Source organism: Nonomuraea sp. NPDC050451 (genome assembly GCF_044458585.1).
Window position 1 is genome coordinate 18,636 of record NZ_JBITHZ010000049.1, and the last position, 19,035, is coordinate 37,670.

The 19,035-nt window shown below is 68.2% G+C and carries 21 protein-coding genes and 1 pseudogene; 18 read left to right on the plus strand and 4 right to left on the minus strand.

From position 1 onward, the window contains the following. Positions 1-89 precede the first annotated feature (89 nt). From ACIBI9_RS60540 to ACIBI9_RS60575, 8 genes are all read left to right on the plus strand, one after another. Positions 90-344 (plus strand): hypothetical protein, encoded by a 255-nt coding sequence (locus tag ACIBI9_RS60540; RefSeq protein WP_397237136.1) that lies wholly within the window; start codon positions 90-92, stop codon positions 342-344. Then, entirely contained in the window at positions 314-1,267 is a 954-nt protein-coding gene (locus ACIBI9_RS60545) for a DUF3533 domain-containing protein (RefSeq protein WP_397237126.1), read from the plus strand. Before ACIBI9_RS60540 ends, ACIBI9_RS60545 begins: the two co-directional genes overlap by 31 nt. Before the next feature lie 14 nt (positions 1,268-1,281). Then, positions 1,282-1,407 carry a hypothetical protein gene (locus ACIBI9_RS60550; RefSeq protein WP_397237010.1) on the plus strand — a complete coding sequence of 42 codons (126 nt, stop codon included), beginning with the start codon at positions 1,282-1,284 and terminating at the stop codon, positions 1,405-1,407. Between the two features lie 144 nt (positions 1,408-1,551). After that, positions 1,552-2,121 carry a TetR/AcrR family transcriptional regulator gene (locus ACIBI9_RS60555; protein ID WP_397237012.1) on the plus strand — a complete coding sequence of 190 codons (570 nt, stop codon included), beginning with the start codon at positions 1,552-1,554 and terminating at the stop codon, positions 2,119-2,121. Between the two features lie 102 nt (positions 2,122-2,223). Then, a complete protein-coding gene (locus tag ACIBI9_RS60560; RefSeq protein WP_397237014.1) occupies positions 2,224-2,796 on the plus strand; it encodes a TetR/AcrR family transcriptional regulator in 573 nt (190 codons plus the stop codon). After that, positions 2,780-2,905, plus strand: coding sequence for a hypothetical protein (locus ACIBI9_RS60565; RefSeq protein WP_397237016.1), 126 nt, complete (start codon positions 2,780-2,782; stop codon positions 2,903-2,905). Before ACIBI9_RS60560 ends, ACIBI9_RS60565 begins: the two co-directional genes overlap by 17 nt. 242 nt (positions 2,906-3,147) lie before the next feature. Further along, the gene (locus ACIBI9_RS60570; protein WP_397237018.1) at positions 3,148-3,963 is read left to right on the plus strand and encodes an oxidoreductase; all 816 of its coding nucleotides are present in this window, start codon (positions 3,148-3,150) and stop codon (positions 3,961-3,963) included. 160 nt (positions 3,964-4,123) lie between these two features. Continuing rightward, complete coding sequence (locus tag ACIBI9_RS60575) at positions 4,124-4,870, plus strand: alpha/beta fold hydrolase (protein WP_397237020.1); 747 nt, start codon at positions 4,124-4,126, stop codon at positions 4,868-4,870. Between the two features lie 180 nt (positions 4,871-5,050). Here the strand turns inward: ACIBI9_RS60575 and ACIBI9_RS60580 are convergent, their stop codons facing one another. Continuing rightward, a complete protein-coding gene (locus ACIBI9_RS60580; protein WP_397237022.1) occupies positions 5,051-6,148 on the minus strand; it encodes an NmrA family NAD(P)-binding protein in 1,098 nt (365 codons plus the stop codon). Between the two features lie 457 nt (positions 6,149-6,605). On the opposite strand from ACIBI9_RS60580, the gene ACIBI9_RS60585 reads away from it, so the two are divergent. The 3 genes from ACIBI9_RS60585 to ACIBI9_RS60595 are packed head-to-tail and all read left to right on the plus strand — an operon-like array spanning position 6,606 to position 9,388. Then, complete coding sequence (locus ACIBI9_RS60585; protein WP_397237024.1) at positions 6,606-7,307, plus strand: SDR family oxidoreductase; 702 nt, start codon at positions 6,606-6,608, stop codon at positions 7,305-7,307. Positions 7,308-7,337: 30 nt separating this feature from the next. Then, positions 7,338-8,375, plus strand: a complete 1,038-nt coding sequence (locus ACIBI9_RS60590; RefSeq protein WP_397237026.1) for an alpha/beta fold hydrolase — start codon at positions 7,338-7,340, stop codon at positions 8,373-8,375. A 38-nt stretch (positions 8,376-8,413) separates the two neighbouring features. Then, on the plus strand, positions 8,414-9,388 hold the full coding sequence (locus ACIBI9_RS60595; protein WP_397237027.1) for an NmrA family NAD(P)-binding protein: 975 nt from the start codon (positions 8,414-8,416) through the stop codon (positions 9,386-9,388). Positions 9,389-9,473: 85 nt separating this feature from the next. On the opposite strand, the gene ACIBI9_RS60600 is transcribed toward ACIBI9_RS60595, so the two are convergent. Next, positions 9,474-10,640 carry an aldehyde dehydrogenase family protein gene (locus tag ACIBI9_RS60600; protein ID WP_397237029.1) on the minus strand — a complete coding sequence of 389 codons (1,167 nt, stop codon included), beginning with the start codon at positions 10,638-10,640 and terminating at the stop codon, positions 9,474-9,476. A 184-nt stretch (positions 10,641-10,824) separates the two neighbouring features. Here ACIBI9_RS60600 and ACIBI9_RS60605 point away from each other — a divergent pair, with 184 nt between their 5' ends. The 3 genes from ACIBI9_RS60605 to ACIBI9_RS60615 all read left to right on the plus strand — a co-directional run bounded on the left by ACIBI9_RS60605 (position 10,825) and on the right by ACIBI9_RS60615 (position 13,977). Further along, positions 10,825-11,595: an NADPH-dependent F420 reductase gene (locus ACIBI9_RS60605; protein ID WP_397237031.1), complete on the plus strand. Its 771-nt coding sequence runs from the start codon at positions 10,825-10,827 to the stop codon at positions 11,593-11,595. 178 nt (positions 11,596-11,773) lie between these two features. After that, positions 11,774-12,151, plus strand: coding sequence for a MerR family transcriptional regulator (locus tag ACIBI9_RS60610; RefSeq protein ID WP_397237033.1), 378 nt, complete (start codon positions 11,774-11,776; stop codon positions 12,149-12,151). A 416-nt stretch (positions 12,152-12,567) separates the two neighbouring features. Beyond that, positions 12,568-13,977, plus strand: coding sequence for a DUF4158 domain-containing protein (locus tag ACIBI9_RS60615; protein ID WP_397237035.1), 1,410 nt, complete (start codon positions 12,568-12,570; stop codon positions 13,975-13,977). A 112-nt stretch (positions 13,978-14,089) separates the two neighbouring features. Here the strand turns inward: ACIBI9_RS60615 and ACIBI9_RS60620 are convergent, their stop codons facing one another. Continuing rightward, positions 14,090-14,938 (minus strand): SDR family NAD(P)-dependent oxidoreductase, encoded by an 849-nt coding sequence (locus tag ACIBI9_RS60620; RefSeq protein WP_397237037.1) that lies wholly within the window; start codon positions 14,936-14,938, stop codon positions 14,090-14,092. Continuing rightward, positions 14,935-15,846, minus strand: coding sequence for a helix-turn-helix transcriptional regulator (locus ACIBI9_RS60625; protein WP_397237039.1), 912 nt, complete (start codon positions 15,844-15,846; stop codon positions 14,935-14,937). Before ACIBI9_RS60625 ends, ACIBI9_RS60620 begins: the two co-directional genes overlap by 4 nt. A 231-nt stretch (positions 15,847-16,077) precedes the next feature. Here ACIBI9_RS60625 and ACIBI9_RS60630 point away from each other — a divergent pair, with 231 nt between their 5' ends. The 4 genes and pseudogenes from ACIBI9_RS60630 (at position 16,078) to ACIBI9_RS60645 (ending at position 18,902) form a co-directional block, all read left to right on the plus strand. Continuing rightward, entirely contained in the window at positions 16,078-16,923 is an 846-nt protein-coding gene (locus tag ACIBI9_RS60630; RefSeq protein ID WP_397237041.1) for an oxidoreductase, read from the plus strand. Positions 16,924-17,280: 357 nt separating this feature from the next. Then, positions 17,281-17,928: pseudogene (locus ACIBI9_RS60635) on the plus strand (alpha/beta fold hydrolase); the annotation flags it as partial. Next, on the plus strand, positions 17,909-18,223 hold the full coding sequence (locus ACIBI9_RS60640; protein WP_397237138.1) for an alpha/beta fold hydrolase: 315 nt from the start codon (positions 17,909-17,911) through the stop codon (positions 18,221-18,223). The pseudogene ACIBI9_RS60635 and the gene ACIBI9_RS60640, both read left to right, overlap by 20 nt. Before the next feature lie 28 nt (positions 18,224-18,251). Beyond that, entirely contained in the window at positions 18,252-18,902 is a 651-nt protein-coding gene (locus ACIBI9_RS60645) for an SDR family oxidoreductase (protein WP_397237043.1), read from the plus strand. The last annotated feature ends 133 nt before the right edge of the window (positions 18,903-19,035 follow it).

Genomic DNA, 19,035 nt, shown 5'->3' on the forward strand with positions numbered 1-19,035 from the left:
CGCTGAGGGTTGAACGTTTCGAGGGTCGTCGGCCTGGAAGGACACCGTCTCCTCCTGATGTAGCTGTGTTGTCCAGACCGGAGTAAGTCATGAATGCAATTCACCCCTTCCGCGTCCTGCGCGCCAAACCGCTGTGGATCGCCAACAGCGTCATCACGGGCGTCCTCGCGCTGCTGTTCACTGTGTTCTACGTCGGTGCCAACATCGATCCCGCCGGTCACATGGAGAAGCTGCCCGTCGGTCTGGTCAACGCCGACACGGGGCCGCTATCGGCGGCGAGCAGGTCAACCTGGGAGCGCAGATCACCGAGTCGATCAGGAAGTCCACTGCGAGCGGAGACATGATCGACTGGAAGTCGATGGACGAGAAGGAGGTGAAGGAGCAACTCGGCGAGGGCAAGCTGTACGGCGCGCTCGTCGTGCCCGGCAACTTCACCTCCTCCATCACCGCACTGACCAGCGCCGCAGGCGCCGAAAGCCCGGTTCGCCCGACGCTGAGGGTGCTGACCAACCAGTCCGCCGGCAGCATGGGCTCCAGCCTGGCTCGGGCGGCTTCGACGGCGGCGGCCCAGAGCGCCTCGCTCCAGGTGGGCAGGGAACTGGCCGCGCAGATGGGGGCCGCGCAGATGGGGGCCGAGCAGGCGAAGCTGCCCGCCGCGGCACGCATCCTGCTGGCCGACCCGGCCGCTGTCACGGTGCAGGACGGCCATCCGCTCGACTCGCACAGCGGCCTGGGCCTGACGGCGTTCTACTACGCGCTCGTTCTGGTCGTCTGCGCCCTGCTCTCCGCCAATGTCATCAGCGGCCAGGTGGACCACGCCCTCGGCTACACCCACAACGACATGGGCCCGCTGCGCCTGCACCGCCCGCTGATCCGGGCGACCCGGGTGCAGACAGACCCTGGCCATCAGTTGCGCGCTGATGATCGGCCTGTCTCTGCTGATGGGCACCATGGTCATGGTGGGCGCGGTCGGCATCATGGGCATGGACGCCTCCCACCTGCCGCTGCTGTGGCTGTACTCGGTGTACGCCATCGCGGTCTGCGGGATCGGCGCGCTCGCCCTTCTTGCCGCGTTCGGCACGCCCGGCATGTTGGTGGTCGCGTTGGCCTATATCGTGATGGCGGTGCCGACGGCCGGTGCCACCACCCCCCATCGAGGCGTTGCCCGGCTTCTACCGCTTCCTCGCGGAGTTCGAGCCGCTGCGGCAGATCACCGGCGGTGTCCGCTCGATCCTCTACTACGACGCCCAGGGCGACGCGGGGCTGACCCGGGGATGGGTCATGATGACCTTCGATCTCCTGGTGGCCGCGCTGTTCGGCTTCGGCGTACTGGGCTGGTACGACCGCAAGAGGCTGCACCGCATCCCCGCCGAGCCGAAGCCCGAGAAGACCGCCGTGCCGGCGTAGCAGAACGCAACTCACCCCGGACGACGCCATGGTCTGCGCGGACTTCGGGCGTCCGCTCGGCTGTGCGCGGCGTCGGATATCGCCGCGGCACACGCCGGAAACCGATCGGTTTTCATTTCGCCGGAATGGAGTTAACCTCGCAGTATGACCACCGAAGTGAGGCTAAGTCCCCGAGAGCGGCTGCTGGAGGCGGCGGCCACGCTCACCTACCGAAACGGTGTCGGCATCGGCATTGAGGCACTGTGCAAGGCGGCGGGGGTGTCGAAGCGCTCCATGTACCAGCTGTTCGAGAGCAAGGACGAACTGCTGGCAGCGAGCCTGGAGGAGCGCTCGTCCGCCTTCGTGGCGAAGCTCCTGCCTGGGGCGGACGATGGGCGTTCACCCCGCGAGCGGATCCTGCACGTCTTCGAGCAGGTGGAGTTGCAGGCGGGTGCGCCCGAGTTCCGAGGCTGTCAGTACCTGGCTGTGCAGATCGAGCTCAAGGACCAGAGCCACCCTGCGAGCCAGGTGGCGCACCGGGTCAAGGGGAACCTGATGGCCTTTTTCCGTGCCGAGGCCGAACAGGGCGGGGCGAGCGACCCGGACCTGCTGGCCCGGCAGCTCAGCGTGGTCTTCGACGGCGCCAGCGCCCGTGCGGGGATCGGAGCCGACACCCTGACAGGGCTCATCGCGCCCACCGTGGTCACCCTGCTCGATGCGGCGGGCGTGCGCTGATGCATCACCTTTTCCAGGTAGGGCAGCAGGGCCAGAACCCGGAAGTCGCGCGATGTATCAATGAAACGCACTGCTGAAGAGGCGGCGGTCACCCGTGCCCGAGTGTTGGAAGCCGCCATCCTGGTGTTCGCCGGCACGGGCTGGAAAGAGGCCACATACGACGCTATCGGCGCCCGCGCGGGCGTCACGCGCGGCGCCGTCCACCACCACTTCCGGGACAAGACCCGGCTGCTGGAGGAGGCGATCTCCGCCGCGTGGCGCCGCCACGCCGCACCTGCCCTGAGCGAACCGAGCTGCGAGGACCGGCCGGCCCGGCGGCTGGCCGGGTTCCTCTCCCGCTACCTGCGTCTGCTTTCGCAGGATGAATCCTTCCGGGCGCTTGCGGTTGTCTCGGTCCTCGTCGCTCCCCAGGTCGTCGACGTCGGCGAGGGGATGCGGGAGAATACGCGGGAGACCGACCAATGGGCGGCCCTGATCATCCCCCTGCTTGAGTCCGGTACCGGCGTACGGGCGGGGTTGCGGCCGCCAGACGTCCTGTTCGCCGTGATGGCCTTCCTGCGCGGCGTCACCGTCACCGCCGCCACCGCCCCTCAGGACCTGCCCGAGCCCGAAGCCTCCGCGAGCATCGCCCGCGCCATCGTGGCCGGCCTGATGCAGGATGAGGAGGAACCGTGACCCTGTGGCCGCGGCCGGCGGCGCGCTGTTCGCTGCCTACGCCGCGGCGATGGCCGCCGTCACGCCGCTGGCCGGGCGGCTGACCGACCGCCACGGCGCGCGGGCATGACACAGCGCTCCGCCCGGCCTACGCCGAGATCCCATAGGCGGCCGCGAAGTCCCGCGCGGTACGGCGCAAAGCTTGTGCGTCTGGCCCCGGCGACGGTCGAACGCTGACCCTCTGCTCGCGGGCAACGTGAACGAAGGGTGAGGCGCCTGGATCTGTTTCCTGCTTGAGCTTGCACGAGGAAACCGGTCGGTTTACAGTAAGGGGAAACCGATCGGTTTTCTCACTGAGCTAGGGAGTCCAGGATGGCGACAAATCGGCCGGTTGCACTCGTGACGGGTGCGTCATCCGGCATCGGAAAAGCGGCCGCGCTCGCGCTGGTCGAAGCAGGTTTCGACGTGGTCGGCACCAGCCGTGACACCTCGCGCGTCACCCCGCTCGACGGTGTGACCTTCCTCGACCTCGACGTGGCCGGTGACAAGTCGGTCACCGCCGCGGTCCAGCAGGTGTTCGAGCGGTTCGGGCGGATTGACGTGCTGGTCAACAACGCTGGCATGGGCGCAATCGGTGCCGTTGAGGAAAGCTCCGTCGCGCAGGCCCAGGACATCTTCAACGTCAACGTCTTCGGCGTGATGCGGATGACGAAGGCTGTTCTGCCCCATATGCGCGCTCAAGGACGCGGGCGCATCATCAACCTCTCCTCCGTGGTCGGCTTCCTCCCCTCGCCTTACATGGCCGCCTACGCCGCCTCCAAGCATGCGATCGAGGGGTACTCCGAGTCCCTGGACCACGAGGTCCGCGAGTACGGCGTCCGGGCGCTTCTCGTCGAGCCCGCCTACACCAGCACCGGATTCGAGGCCAACAGCCCGCGGCCCGACACGCCCCTGCAGGTCTACGCGGACCAGCGGCGCGCCTTCGACCGCATGATGGAGACAGCGATCAAGGACGGCGACGACCCCGCCATCGTCGCCAAGGTGATCGTCGAGGCAGCGACCGACCCGAAGCCGAAGCTGCGCTACACCGCCGGATCCCTGGCCGGACGCGCAAGCACACTGCGCCGCATCGCTCCTGCCCGGGTCTTCGACAAGCAGATCCGCAAGCTCAACCAGCTCGCCGGCTGACGCCTGCCCGCCACAGGGAGTTGACGATATGCCCAACCAAGAGGCGCGTCCCACGATTCACATTCCAGGGTCCACCAGCCACACCATCGCCCCGCGCCGAAGGCTCCACAGCCATGAGGGAACGCTGCGTTACCTCAAGGCTGGCACGGGTGCTCCCCTGGTGCTGCTGCACACCGTGCGAACGCAGGCCGAGCACTTCCGCGCCCTCATCCCCATGATCTCCGACCAGTACACCGTGTACGCCCTCGATCTGCCGGGGATGGGCTACTCCGAGATCGTGCCCGGCGCGGCGTACGACGAGCCGGCCATGCGCGCGGGCGTCAAGCGGCTCCTCACCGAACTCGACCTGCATGACGTGACGCTGGTCGGGGAGTCCATGGGTGCGGTGCTCGCCCTGACCACCGCGGCCGATCTGCCGGAGCGGGTACGGCGCGTCGTCGCGGTCAACACCTACGACTTCCGCGGTGGGATCGCCCGGTCCAGTCTCCTGGCCCGTGTGGTGGTCAGCGGTGTCCTGACGCCGGGAGTGGGCCCGGTGATCGCGGGGGTGGAGCCCAAGGCCGCCCTCCGCAAGATCCTTCAGGGCGGCCTCGGCGACAAGAGCGCGCTGCGGGAGGACTATGTGGACGAGCTCCTCCAGGTGGGCGGCCGCCCCGGCTACCCGACCGTCGCCCGTGCCGTGTACCAGAGCCTGCCCAGCCTCATCGCGGCCCGCTCGCGCTACACCGAGGTCAAGGCGCCCGTCCACCTCGTCTATGGGGAGAACGACTGGTCCCGGCGCTCGGACCGGCAAGCCAACAAGCAGCTGCTGCCGGCCGCCGACTTCACGCAGGTGCCGAAGACCGGTCACTTCATCGCTCTGGAACGGCCCGACGTGCTGGCCGACCTGTTGAACGCGGTGGCGTGACCGCCCCGAGAGTGCCCGTCGTATCGTTGACCATGCTCGTGGCTTCTCACTGTGATGTTCTTGCTTCGACAACAAGAAGCATTACCGAGAGCCGCGAGCCCTCTCAAGTCCAGGCCAGGCCGGACCTCACGCCCCGCTCAAGTTCGAAGACCCGCCATGGGCGGCGCTGATCGCGCCCGCCTACAACTTGCCCGTCCTGAAATCCGCGCTGCTCTTGAGGACCGCGGAGTCTATGCTCCAGTTCTCCGGCTGGACTCTCTCCCAGAGACTTCCCTTGCCGAGCTCCCTTCCCAACTTGTCTTCGCGAAGGAACCACTCCTCGGCGTTTCTGATCCTGTCGGGGTGAATTTCGTCGAGCAGAGCGTAGTCCCTGGTGATGATTCCGTGCTTCCACACATTCCAGAAGCCCGTGAAATTGTCGCGGAAGCTCATGGTGCTCTTGTCGTTGGGATCGGCGTTGTATCCGGCAGGGTGATCAGCAATCCCCCTCAGGTCCGGACTGTTCCAATATGTGTCCAGATCAGTGTCGATGTACTGGGCCGGATGCCCGGTGACCTTCTCGAATGCTGCAGCCATATCGGTGTAGGTCATGTGCTCGATGGCGACTTCGAGGTCCATGCCATTGGCCCGTTCCGGATGGTCGAAGAGCCAGCGGACATAGAATCCGCAGTCTTCGAGAGCCACATGCGGAACAGCTCCCTCGCCGAGCGGGACTCGCCACGTGACGACACCGTCCTCGATGGTGGGCGTCATGGGCGTGAGCGGTGAGATGACCATCTCGATGTAGGGACCTGACGTGAAGACCGCTGCTCCCATCCGATCCCTGTTCTTTTCGTTCTGGAACAGCACCCATTCGGCCATGCGGCCCTTGCCGTCATAGTGGCCGGTGCGGAACCTGGAGTCGTAGCCTGATTTCTTCAGGACGTAGTCGAGGTTTCCATAGACGAAGAACTTGATTCCTTCTTCGATCGCTATCTCATAACTGCGGATGGCCCAGTAAGTCTCGGTCTTCTCGCCCGTGTTGAACCCGTCGATGTTAATGAACGCCCCGTCACAGCCGCGAAATCCTTCGCGCAGCACGTCCTCGTCGGCGAATGACCCTTCGAGGATGGAGACGTTGCCGAGCGCGAGGAGAGTCTGGGCCCGGGGGGAGGTGGCATCCCGGGTGAGGACCCGGACGGAGTACTTCTTGTCGGCGACGAGGGCGCGAACGATGGGTATTCCTTGAGCCCCTGTGCCGCCGATGACGAAGATGGTGGAGGTGGCATGAGCAGACATGGTTTTGACTCCGAGGTTGAGTACGCACGCGATCAGCACGCGCCGGGCGCGGCGCGTTCGGGACTGATCTCTGCATCGGCTTGGCGATCAACGGCACTGACCGACTGACGCTGCGCCGATGCCCGTGGGTCACGAGCCCCTTGAAACCGATCGGTTTCCACCACGGTACACCGATCGGTTTCAAAGCAGCAAGCGCCCGGGTGTCCGGTTCTCGACAGTTGACCGTGAGAAGGTACCTGTGGGCTCGACGTATAGGACGCCGTTTCTCCGGCGGAATTTCCGGCCTCGCTCCAGGCGGGCAAGGAACTGACCGTGCAGACCCGCCCAGCAGGCGAAACCGCCCGCCGCACGCGTCCTGCTCTCCGACCCGGCCGCCATCACAGGCCTGCGTTTGCATGAGGAAACCGATCGGTTTATGGTGGCGGAAACCGATCGGTTTCTCACGTGGAGGCATGTCGTGACAGCAATCAAGGGCGCCAACGTCTTCGTCACCGGAGGCGGCCGGGGTATCGGCAAGGTGCTGGTCGATGAGCTCTACGCGCGCGGTGCCGGCAAGGTGTACGCCACGGCCCGTGACCCGCGGTCGGTGACGCACCCCGATGCCGTCCCGCTGGCGCTCGAGGTCACCGACCCGGCATCCGTGGCGGCCGCCGCCGATCAGGCCCAGGACGTCACCATCCTGATCAACAACGCCGGCGCCTCGGTTCGCGCTTCGTATCTCGACTCCCCGATGCAGGACGTGCGCCGGGATCTGGAGACCAACTTCTACGGGCCGCTGCTGGTCACCCGGGCTTTCGCGCCGATCATCGAGCGCAACGGCGGGGGTCACATCCTCAACGTCCACTCCGCCCTGTCCTGGCTGGCCGACGGCACGCCCTACAGCGCCTCCAAGGCCGCCCTGTGGTCGCAGACCAACTCTTTGCGCCTGGAGTTGCCGCCGCGCGGCATCGCGGTGACCGGGCTCCACGTGGCCTACGTGGACACCGACATGACGGCGGGCCTGGACGCGCCCAAGGCCGACCCTCGCGACGTCGCCGTGGCAGCGCTCGACGGCATCGAGGCGGGGGCACACGAAGTGCTGGCCGACGACATCACCCGCAGGGTCAAGTCACAGTTGTCGGCTGACCTGGAAGCCATGTACGCGCAGCTGAAGAAGTAGCACGCGCTCACCGATCTCAAGGAGATCCTCGTGGAAAGTTCGCTCACCCACCGCTTCGTCGACGTGAACGGGGTCAGGCTGCACATCGCCGAGCAGGGGCAGGGGCCGCTGGTCCTGCTGCTGCACGGCTGGCCGGAGAGCTGGTACTCCTGGCGTCACCAGTTCGGGGCGCTGGCGGCGGCCGGGTACCGGGTCGTCGCCCCTGATCAGCGCGGCTACGCCCGCAGCGAGCAACCGCCGGACGTCAGCTCCTACACCCTGCTCCACCTCGTCGGCGACGTGATCGCCCTGATCGAGGAGCTCGGGGAGGAGCAGGCGGTCGTCGTGGGTCACGACTGGGGTGCACCCGTTGCCTGGACCGCGGCGATGCTGCGCCCGGACAAGGTTCGCGCGGTGGCCGGCCTCAGCATTCCGCCCATTCTGCCCGGCGGGATGGTCCCGCCCTCGATCACCCGCACCCAGTACGGCGAGGGCTTCTATCAGGTCTACTTCCAGCAGCCGGGAGTCGCTGACGCGGAGTTCGCCAAGGACATCCCGGACTCCTTCCGCCGCCTGCTGGTCGGCGCCTCGGGCGACAACCCGCTCGGCAGGCAGCCCCGCCCGTTGGTCATACCCGAGGGTCTGGGCCTGCTGGACACCATGCCGGCCTCGCCCGCTCTCCCCGCCTGGCTGACGGAGCAGGACATCCAGGTCTACGCCGAGGACTTCGCCCTGCACGGCGAGCAGGCCTTCACTGGAGCCTTCAACTGGTACCGCAACATCGAACGCAACAACGAACTGCTCGCGCCTTTCAAGGGGCGCGGGATCGACGTCCCCGCCCTGTACGTGGTGGGAGACCGCGACATGGTCACCTCATTGCGCGGCCCGGACGAGGGCAGCTCGCTGAGCGATCTCCTGCGTGGCAAGGGCAGGCCGGGCAACCCGCTCAGCGCCCTCGCGCCCCACATGCACGACCCGGTGGTGTTGCCGGGCTGCGGGCATTGGACGCAACAGGAGCGTCCCGTCGAGGTCAACGCCGCACTCCTCGGCTTCCTCACCCGCATCGACAGCTCGACGCCCCGCTTGTAGTAACGCTGACCCACCCCAACCAGACAGAGGACAGATCGATGCCACAGCGCAATCCCATCCTGATCACCGGCGCCGCCGGCGAAATCGGTGGTGTGAGCCGAACAATGGTCGACATGCTGCTTGAACAAGGGCACCCGGTGCGCGCGTTCGTGCGCCAGGACGACGAACGCGCCCACTCGCTCCGCCAGGCCGGGGCCGAGGTCTTCGTCGGTGACCTGCTCAACATCGCCGACGTGACCGCCGCGCTGAAAGGCTGCCGCCGCATCTACTTCAGCATGAGCTTGTCGCCCTACTACACCGACGCCGTCAGCCTGATGGCCGCGGCGGCGCGTGCCCAGGGCGACATCGAGGTCTTCGTCAACATCTCCGAGTACGAGCAGTCGTTCATGACGTTCGAGAACATGATCGCACCGGAGGACGAACGGCGTTCGCGACTCGGCGGACTCGTCGCGGACTGGTCACCGCAGCAGCGGGCCCACTGGGTCGCCGAGCAGGTGCTGGACTGGTCCGGCCTCCCGACCGTCAACGTCCGGGCGGCCTTCTTCGTCGAGAACCCGATCCTGACCTGGCTGGCACTGGGCTCGCTGGCCGACGATGAACTGCGCCTGCCCTTCGGCCACCACCGGCTCGCGCCCATCGCGGCTTACGACGTGGCGGAGTTGTGCGCGACGATCCTGGTCGACCCGGCGCCGCACCTGTCGAAGTCCTACGCGCTCACCGGCCCAGAGCTGAAGGACATGCACGAGATCGCGGAGGACTTCGGAGCCGTGCTGGGACGCAAGATCACATACGTTCCCGAGGACGTCGAAACCTGGAATGAGACCTATGCGGACCCCGCTATGGGCCAGTTCCCGCATATCGCGGAGCATCTGAAGACCCTGACCCGGCTGATTGGCGGCGGGGGGTATCGCGGTGTCACCGACCAGCTGGAAACCCTGCTCGGGCGCCCGCCGAAGACCGTGCGGTGGGCGCTGGAGAACCATCCGCGTATCCAGAAACTAGCGACTGCCTGAGCCGCTGAGCGCTCCAGAGCACGCAGATGCCTCTGTGCCTGTCTCCAAAACTCTTGCTCTGCTCGGTGGGGCAACGACGGTCCTGTCAGGACGTGAGACGTTCGCTCGGCACGACCATGTACTGCCGCAGATGCAGGTCGCGGAAGCTCACCGGGCCGCGTGGGCCGGGCACCCGGTCGATGTTGATGCCGATCTCCGGCAGCCGCAGCAGCTTGAAGCCGTCGAGGAGCCGTGTGGTGGAGTTCCAGAAGACGCCGGAGCCGGTGTAGGCGTCGATGAACTGCGCGGTGGCGGCACGCTTCGGGTCGAGCGACCACTCATATCCGCGCGGGTGGGTGTGCGGGGGCAGGGAAGCGGTGATGCCCAGGCGGTTCAGGACCTGCAGAATGCCGGGCAGCCGCTCGTCGTACACGGACTGGTCGATGAGCAGCAGATTGAGCCGGTTGCACACGCCCAGCCGGTCCAGGCTGTCGGCGATCAGCTGGTGCACGGCTTTGTCGTCAGCCGCCGAATCCACATAGAGGACCCCGCCGCCGTCGGCATGAGCGAGGGTACGCACGCCATGCCGAGCGGCCTCACGGCCGAGGTCGCGGGTGCTCTCGCCGCTGCCGCGCAGGATGACCAGTGGAATCAGCTCCGGCAGGGACACCAGCGCGTACGCCGCCGAGCGATTTTCGCTGGGAACCAGCTGGATGGCGTCCGGATCCAGGCCGGCCTCGCGGAGGGCCGGTGCGATCACCTGCTCCACCACGGCCCGGGACGAGCGGAGCGCGGCCGAACCGGTGCGGAGCACGCCTGCGTTGCGCGACTTCAGGAACTGGGAGGCGATGTCGAGGGTGACGTTCGGACGTGCCTCGAAGTTCGCGCCGATGACGCCGACCGGCCTGCGGCGTTCCAGCAGGGTGAGGCCGTCCGAACGCTCCTCCAGGACCTTGTTCCGAGGCTCGTGCGCCACATCCGCCAGCGTGCGCAGCTCTGCGGCCATGGCCTCCAGCCGCGGACCGGTCAACCGCAGCCGGTCCTGAAGAGCGGGAGACATCCCGGCGGACACGGCCGCCGCGAGGTCTTCCTCGTTCGCGGACACGAGGGCGTGCCGGGCCACCGGCAACCGCTCCGCCATGCCGCGCAGCGCGGCGTCGATGTCCGTGTCCGCCGCGCGTTCGAGGGCCGCGCAGCTCTGCTTGGCCCGGATCGCGCAGGCACGCACCGCCTCTTCGGTGGAGGGGGTCTGACGGTTGGCGTCGCTGATCAAGGGGCGTCCTACTGCGGGCGCATTGGCAAGTTCAAGACGATTGTAGCATCGTTCAACAATCCTCAAGTAATGGTTGTCGCCGTGCAGCCAGGCGCTTCAGAGTCCGGGCCTTATGGCCACGCCTCAGGCGCCGCTGATTTGCCTCTGACATTGATGTGAGGTCTTAACGTGGCCAGGGTGGCCTATGCGTTCACGGGTGTGGGCTCGGGGCGGCCACAGCGTCGAGGGAGGAATCGCGATGTCGACTCTGGGAATCATCGGAAGCGGAAACATCGGGACCGCGGTCGCGCGGCTGGCGGTGGCGGCGGACATCAACGTGGTGATCGCCAACTCGCGCGGCCCGCAGAGTCTGGCAGGTCTGGTCGAGGAGCTGGGGTCGCGAGCTGCGGCAGGCACCGTGGAGCAGGCTGCCCGCGCTGGTGAGGCAACCCTGCTCAGTATCCCGCTTGCCGCCTACGGTTCCGTGCCTGCCGAGCTGTTGCGGGGCCGGTCCGTGCTGGACACCGGCAACTACTACCCCTCCCGTGATGGCCGGATCGCCGAACTCGACGCCGAGAAGGTGACCACGACCGAGCTGGCCCAGCAGCTGCTGCCCGGCGCCCTGCTGGTCAAGGCCTTCAACAACATCCTGGCCCACCACATCCCCCAGCTCGCCCGGCCCGCCGGGGCCCCGGACCGCAGCGCCCTGCCCATCGCCGGCGATGACCCCGGCGCGAAGGCTCGGGCAGCGGAGCTGATCGAGCGGCTCGGCTTCGACACCGTCGACGCCGGAGCCCTGGCCGAGAGCTGGCGCTTCGAGCCCGAGTCCGGTGCCTACACCCAGATCTACCTCGCCGACCCCGACGTGCCGGTCGAGCGCATGCTGCAGGCCGCCGCCGCGCCGCTGCCGGCCGACACGTTGCGCACCGCGTTGGAGGCGGGCCAGCGGGTGAAGGTCTCCGAGCGCGTCTTCTAAAAGCTCGCACGCGAGGCCTCCGCCGGAGAAGCGGCGGACGCCTCGCCTGTCTGGCGCGCCTCGGCGAAGCCGCCGGGTCATGCGGGCAACGCGAAACCGCCTCCAGTGGCTCGTGGGGCGCGCCGCTACACTGAGACCTGACATCGGCGTGAGGGGTACTCAGGGATGGAGGCGGGCCGTGCGGATCGGTGATCTCGCACAGCGGACCGGGGCCAGCGTGCGCTCCCTGCGCTACTACGAGGAACAGGGCATGCTCTCCAGCGAGCGCAGCGCGAGCGGGCAGCGCCACTACGGCGAGGACGCCGTGAGCCGTGTGCTCCTGATCAGACAGCTCTTCGCCGTCGGAATGGCCGGAAAGGTCATCGCCGCCCTGCTGCCGCACATCAAGGATCCCGGGGAACGCTGCCCTCCGGCGGTACTGCGCCAGCTCACCGCGGAGCGCGACCGCATCGACGCCCAGTCCGACGAACTCGCCCGTACACGACAGACCCTGGACGCTCTGATCAAGACCACGCAGGAGGCCATGCGTGGCGCCCCACCCATGAACACCACCTGACCGGCATCCGATCAGGCCGGCCACCTTACGAGGGCTGGCCGCACCTTCGTGTTCCACCGCCCGCCACCTGCCGGGCATCGCGCCGGATGACCGCGAACACGTCCACGGCCTGCACCTTGCTGTTCGCCATCAGGTGTCCCTTGACAACGGGATGCCTCGCCCATCTCACCAGCCGCACGGCGCTGGCGCCGAAACCGAGTGACATCGCTTTCCAACCCGAGGACTGGCGCTCTCGTCGGCTGTCAAGCGAAGCGACCCCCCACGGCATGTGATCATGACTGGCGTGGGACTGGCACAATTCACCACCTAATCGGTCATGTTGATCATCTGGCCTGACCGCTGCTGATAGCCGAGGGCGCCCCTGCCGCGCTGTGCGAGGTGGGGGCGTCCTGGCATGCCTGGAGGCGGAGGCCCCCTTGCCGGTCAGTTTCCTGTCCGCCGAGCAACGCAACCGATACGGTGTCTTCAAGGCCGTGCCCGACATCGCCCAGCTGGGCGCCTTCTTCCACCTGGATGCCGATGACCGGCGCCGGGCGATGGCCGCCAACGGCGCGCGCAACCAGCTCGGCTGGTCCGTGCAACTGGGCACGGCACGGTTCTTGAACTGCTTCCTGGACGATCCCGAGGACGTTCCCGCCGCGGTGGCCGACTACGTCGCCGAGCAGCTCGGCCTGCAGGCAGCCGACCTGAAGGGGTGCGGCGAGAAGGAGTCCCGTTGGGATCATCAGGCGCAGATCCGCGCCGGCTACGGCTTCACCGCCTTCGCCGGCGAGCAGTGGTTCGCGCTGGCCTGCTGGCTCTACAAACGCGCTTGGACCACGGGCGAGCGCCCGATCGTGCTGTTCGACCTGGCCACCCACCGCCTGGTGGAGGCCAAGATCCTGCTGCCCGGCGTCACCACCCTGGAACGGCTGATCGCCGCGCTGCGCGAACGCGTCGCCGCCCGCCAGTACGCGCTGCTGGCCGCCGCCCCCAGCCCGAACCAGGCCGTCGTGCTGGAGAACCTGGTCAAGGTCGAGGCGGGCCGGCGCGTCTCCCGGCTGGACCGATTACGCAAAAGCCCCACCGACGTCAGCGGCACCGGCCTGGTCAAAGCCCTGGACCGGCATGTCGAACTGCGCGACCTGGGCGCTGCCGGCTGGGACCTGAGCGCGGTGCCGCCCGGCAAGATCGCCGCACTGGCCCGCTTCGCCCACGCCGCCCGCGCCCAGGCCGTCGCCGAACTGGCCGGCGACCGCAAACTCGCCACCCTGGTCGCCTTCGCCGCGACCATGGCCCCCCAGTCGGCCGACGACGCGATCGAGGTGTTCGACCTGGCGGTCGGCGACCTGCTGCGCACCTCGGCGTTCAAAGCCAACAAGGAGCGGATGCGCACCCTCAAAGACCTCGACACCGCAGCGATCGTGCTGCGCGAGGTGTGGCTGAAAATCCGCTCCGTCGCCGAAATCCCCGACGGCGACATCCGCGCCGCCCTCGATGAGATGGACCTGCCCGCCATCCACGCCGCCGCCGATGCCATCGGCGACATCGCCCGCGAACCGGACGAGGACTTCCAAGAAGAACTACTGGATCGCTACGCCACCATCCGACGGTTCCTGCCCAAACTGCTCAAGCACCTCGACTTCGACGTCGGTGACCAGCCGCTGGGTGATGCCGGGCCCCGGTCCCAGCGAGATCCAGTGCCGCTTGTCGAGGTAGCGGCCCGGTGTGATCGAGGGGTAGCCGCGTTGTTGCGCGCGGGCGTGTTCGGGTTCGCACTTGACGGTGATGATCTGCTCGTCCGGGTCGGCCCAGTACTCCCGAAGCCACGGCGCGGGGCAAAGTAGTTGAGCGGTAGATATCAGCTCCAGTTCTCGATCGCGTATCGGAGCGTCATGAGGTCCAGCACCGGATCTTTTGGAGATGACGCCCGGCGAGGAGAGCCCGGGCCGCTGCCGGTCAGCGGGAGGCCGTGGCGGTGTCGCGTTGCCGGGGCGCTGTGTTGCGGGGCTGGGCCTTGCGGGCGTGGCGGGCGGCTTTGAACGGTTCGGGAAGCAGGCGGTTGATCAGGGCGGTGAGTTTCGTGCGCAGGTCTCCGCCGATGACGTGGTCTTTGCCGGCCATGAGGGCGCGGTAGCCCTGGGCGGCGACCTGGATGCGGCTGTTCTTCTTGGCGCCGGGGCCGAAGGCGGTGTTGCCCATTCCGGCGCGGGCGTGAAAGTCGCTGTCGGTGGCACCGGGCAGCAGCGCGGTGACGGTGACGCCGCGCGCGCGGTCCTTCATCTCTTGGCGCAGTGCCTCGGCGAACATGTACGTGAACGCGCGGGAGGGTCCGTAGACGGTCTCGTACGGGGTGGGCAGCGTCGCCGAGAGGGACGAGGTGATGAGGATCTTGCCGTTGCCGTGGTCGGCCATGTGCCGCGCGACGGGTTTGGCGAGCGCGACGACGGAGGTGACGTTGAGGGCGAGCAGGTCGAGTTCGTCGTCCAGATCGGTGTCGAGGAACGCGCCGCCGATGCTGCGCCCGGCGTTGAGCACAGCTGCTTCCAGCGGTCGGCCGGTGTCTTGTACGGCCTGCCACACTGCTTGGACGCCGTCGCGTTTGGACAGGTCGGCCCGTACGGGAACGACGTGGGCGCCGTGCTGTTCGAAGTCGGTGGCGGCGCGGTCGATGCTGTCGCCGCGGCCGGTGGCGACCAGGTCGTAGCCGTTGCGGGCGAACAGCAGGGCCAGCTGGTAGCCGATACCCGCGGACGCGCCGGTCACCAGGGCGAGAGGGCGGCTGGAATGGCGGTGGTTGGTGCTCATGAGGTGCTCCTGGGGTCGTGTGCGGTCTCGACCGGGTCGGCGGCGGCCTGATCGGCTGCGGGCCGGGGCAGGGGGTCTGCGGCCCAGCTGGCCAGAAGGCGCCAGGCGTCCTGAGAGGACTGGTCGTCGGTCGGCAGGTAGACGAAGAGGGTCTGGTCGTCGGTGCCGGGCATGGTGAATGCCTGGTAGTCGATGCTCAGCGGCCCGACGACGGGGTGGTGGAACCGTTTGGTGCCGAAGCTGCGGTCCAGGACCTTGTGGTCGGCCCACCAACGGCGGAAGTGCTCGCTCTTCATCGACAGCTCACCCACCAGCTCGGCGGTGCGGGTGTCGTCGGGGTGGCGGCCGGCGTCCAGGCGGAGGATCGCGGTCATCTCCGAGGCGATCTTCTCCCAGTCGACATACAGGTCGCGGGCGGCCGGATCCAGGATGATCCACCGTGTGAGGTTCCGCTCCCGGTAGGGCATGGCGTCGAAGTCGGCCAGCAGCGCCTTGGCCAGCCGATTGGCGGCCAGGACGTCGCCGCGCCGCCCCAGGACGAAGGCGGCCTGGTCGGTGAAGGAGTCCAGGAACCGATGCAGCCCGGAGCGGACCTTCTGCACCCGCGGCGGGCTCCGGCGGGCGGCGGGCTGGGGCCGCACGAGGTCGAACAGGTGAGCCCGCTCTGCGTCGTCCATGCCCAGCGCGCCCGCGATCGCCTCCAGCACGCCGGGCGTGGGGCTGATCTGCCGCCCCTGCTCCAGCCGCGTGTAGTAGTCGGTGCTCACCCCGGCCAGTTGGGCGACCTCCTCGCGCCGCAGGCCCGGCACCCGCCGGTAGGCGCCGCGCTCGGGCAGGCCCGCCGACTCCGGGCTGATCCGGGCACGGCAGCGGCGCAGAAACTCACTCAGGTCCACATTTCGTGCCATACCTCCATGCTCCCCGCCGACCGTGCCGCGGAACGCCACGAGCCTGGGTCGCCGCATCCTAGGAAGCCGTTGACCAGGACAATCCGCCCCCGCTACCGGCCCCTGCCGCGCCCCTGGCCGGTGATGTCGTGGAAGAGCGGCACCCGATCGCCCCGCGGCACCCGGACCGCACCCGAACCCGACCGACCTGGCGACGCCTCGCGCGCCGCCGCACGAAAGGAACTTCGCATCGTGAAGACCTGGCTCATCACTGGCTGCTCCACCGGCTTCGGCCGCTCCCTCGCTCAGGCCGTCCTGGCCCACGGAGACCAGGCAGTGATCACCGCCCGCAACGTCGAGCAGATCAAGGACCTTGCCGAGGCGGCACCCGACCGGGCCCTGGCCCTGCCGCTGGACGTCACCGACCCCGGACAGGTCCGCGCCGCCGTCACCGCGGCCCAGGAGCGGTTCGGCGGCATCGACGTCCTGGTCAACAACGCCGGCATCGGCTACTTCGCCGCCATCGAGGAGAGCACCGACGAGGAGATCCGCCGGATCTTCGACATCAACGTCTTCGGCCTGTCCGACGTGATCCGCGCCGTGCTGCCGGGCATGCGCGCGCGCCGCTCGGGAACGATCGTGAACTTCTCCTCCATCGGAGGACTGCGTGCCTTCCCGGCCGCCGGCTACTACGCCGCCACCAAGTTCGCCGTCGAGGGCCTGACCGACGCCTTGCGCCAGGAGGTCACCCCGCTGGGCATCACCACGCTGCTCGTCGAGCCCGGCCCCTTCCGCACCGACTGGGCCGGGCGTTCCGCCCATGAGACGCTCCCCGAGCGGGAGATCGCCGACTACGCCGACACGGTCGGCGCGCAGCGTGCCGCGTTCCGCGCGGACACCGGCAAGGAGCCCGGCGACCCCCACGCCGCCGCCCGGACGATCATCACCGCCCTCGCCGCCGACCCCCACCCCCAGCGCCTGCTGCTGGGCGCCCCGGCGTACAGCATGGCGATCGAGCAACTGGAGTCGATCCTCGCGGAGATCCGCGCGAACGAGGCACTGACGAAGTCGGCCGACTTCGATGCCCCCGCCGCCTGACCTCACGTCGGGCGCGCCGTGCTGTCCGGCCTTCACCCGCACGAAAGCCGAGCCGATCGGATGAGCACGCACACCGCCCTCGCTCGCGAGAGGCTACAGGCCGCGGCCCGCACGCTGATCACCACCCTGGCGGGGCCACGGCCCCCAGCGCCTTCTCCAGCACTCCCGGCCCCTCCACACGGTGGTGAAGGAGATGGAGATGCTCACCGGCCCCCACTCTGACGCGGCACGCCCGGTACTGGACTGTCGCACAGCCTGACCCGCGCTGCTCGCCCGTAGCGGTCGGCCCCGAGCCGCCGGCAACCCCGCAGCCGGACCTTCCACCGCCCGCACCCGTACAACGAAAGGCGCTCCAGGATGAACGCGCACCCCACCGCGGCCACCGGCACCGACCACGGCAGTGTCCAGATCAACCACGGACGTGCCTGGATCAACCAAGACGCCGGTGTCCGTATCGGCTACACCCTCGCCGAGCCCCCGCCGCTGCCCGAGGCGGAGGAGCCGAAGACCGTGGTGCTCATCCACGGCGCCCCGCAGACCCGGCATGCCTGGCGCAAGGTCCTCGCCCCGCTCGCGCAGGCCGGCTACCACGTCATCGCCCCCGACTACCGCGGCGCCGGCGCGTCCACCAAGCCTCGCGACGGCTACGACAAGTGGACGATGGCCGCAGACCTGTACACCCTCGTCCACGACCACCTCGGCGTCCAGAAGCCCGTCTCCGTGGTCGGCCACGACCTCGGCTCGATGCTGGCGTTCGGCTACGCTCTGCGCTACCGCGACGACGTCGTCAGTCTCACCACCATGGAAGCGCCGCTGCCTGGCACGGACCACGACGAGCAGCGCAAGGTCGCCAAGAGCGCCTGGCACTTCGACTTCCACGCCACCCCTGACATCGCCGTCTACCTCACCCACGGCCGGGAACGCCGGTACATCACGCGGTTCTTCGATGACCTGACCTACCAGCCCGACGCGATCACAGACGCCGATGTGGACGTCTACGCGCGCCTTCCAAGCTCCCGGCGCGATGCGCGCCCTGTGCGAGATCTACCGGGAACTCGACCACGACGCCCAGATTCACCGCGACGCCATCGCCTCCGGCGGCAAGCTCACCGTCCCCGTGCTCGCCTCCGGCGGCGCCACCCAGGCACTGGCCGCCCACTATCAGGGCATGTGCGAGGAGATCGCCGACAACGTCACCGGCCACCTCGTGGAGAGGGCCGGCCACTGGGTGCCCGAGGAGAACCCGGAGGGCTTCGTGCGCGTGTTCCTCGACTTCGACACCCGCGCACGCACCGCCTGAACACCGCTTACAGAAGGACACAGCCACCATGGCAGACAGCCACGACAACCACCTGCAGGGCCGCGTCAGCGTCATCACCGGCGCCTCCTCCGGCATCGGCGCGGCCACCGCCCGCATCACCGACGTCACCCGCCTGGACGACGTCGAGGGCCTGATGGACTTCGCAGCCAGCGAGTACGGCCCCATCGACCACCTGGTCAACAACGCCGGTCTGATGCTCTTCTCCAAGTGGTCCGACCGTGCTGTCGACGACTGGGACAAGATGATCGACACCAACCTCCGCGGCTACCTGCACGCCATCAGCGCCGTCCTGTCCGGCATGATCGCCCGCCGGTCCGGCCACATCCTCAACCTCAGCTCGGTGGCCGGCATCCGCGTCGGCGAAGCCAGCGGCGTCTACAGCGCCACCAAGTTCTTCATCCGCGGCATCACCGACAGCCTCCGCCAGGAAGTCGGCATCACCCACGGCATCCAGGTCTCCATGATCAGCCCCGGCGTCATCGACACCGGCTGGGCCGACAAGATCTCCAACATCGAGGGCAAGCAGATCGCCCAGGACCTCAACGAGGGCGCCATCCACCCCGACCGCGTGGCCGACGCTGTTGTCTACACCCTCAACCAGCCCGCCAACGTCACCGTCAACGACATCGTCATCCACCCCACCCGCCAGGACTGGTAAACCCACCCCACCACCCGGAGAACACCCCCACGCCGCCCCCGGCGGTCGGCCACCGGCAGCACCGAACGCCTGCCAGCTACTTTGCCCCTCGCCGTGGCTTCGGGATCTCTGGGTCGGGTCGTCGGTGATGATC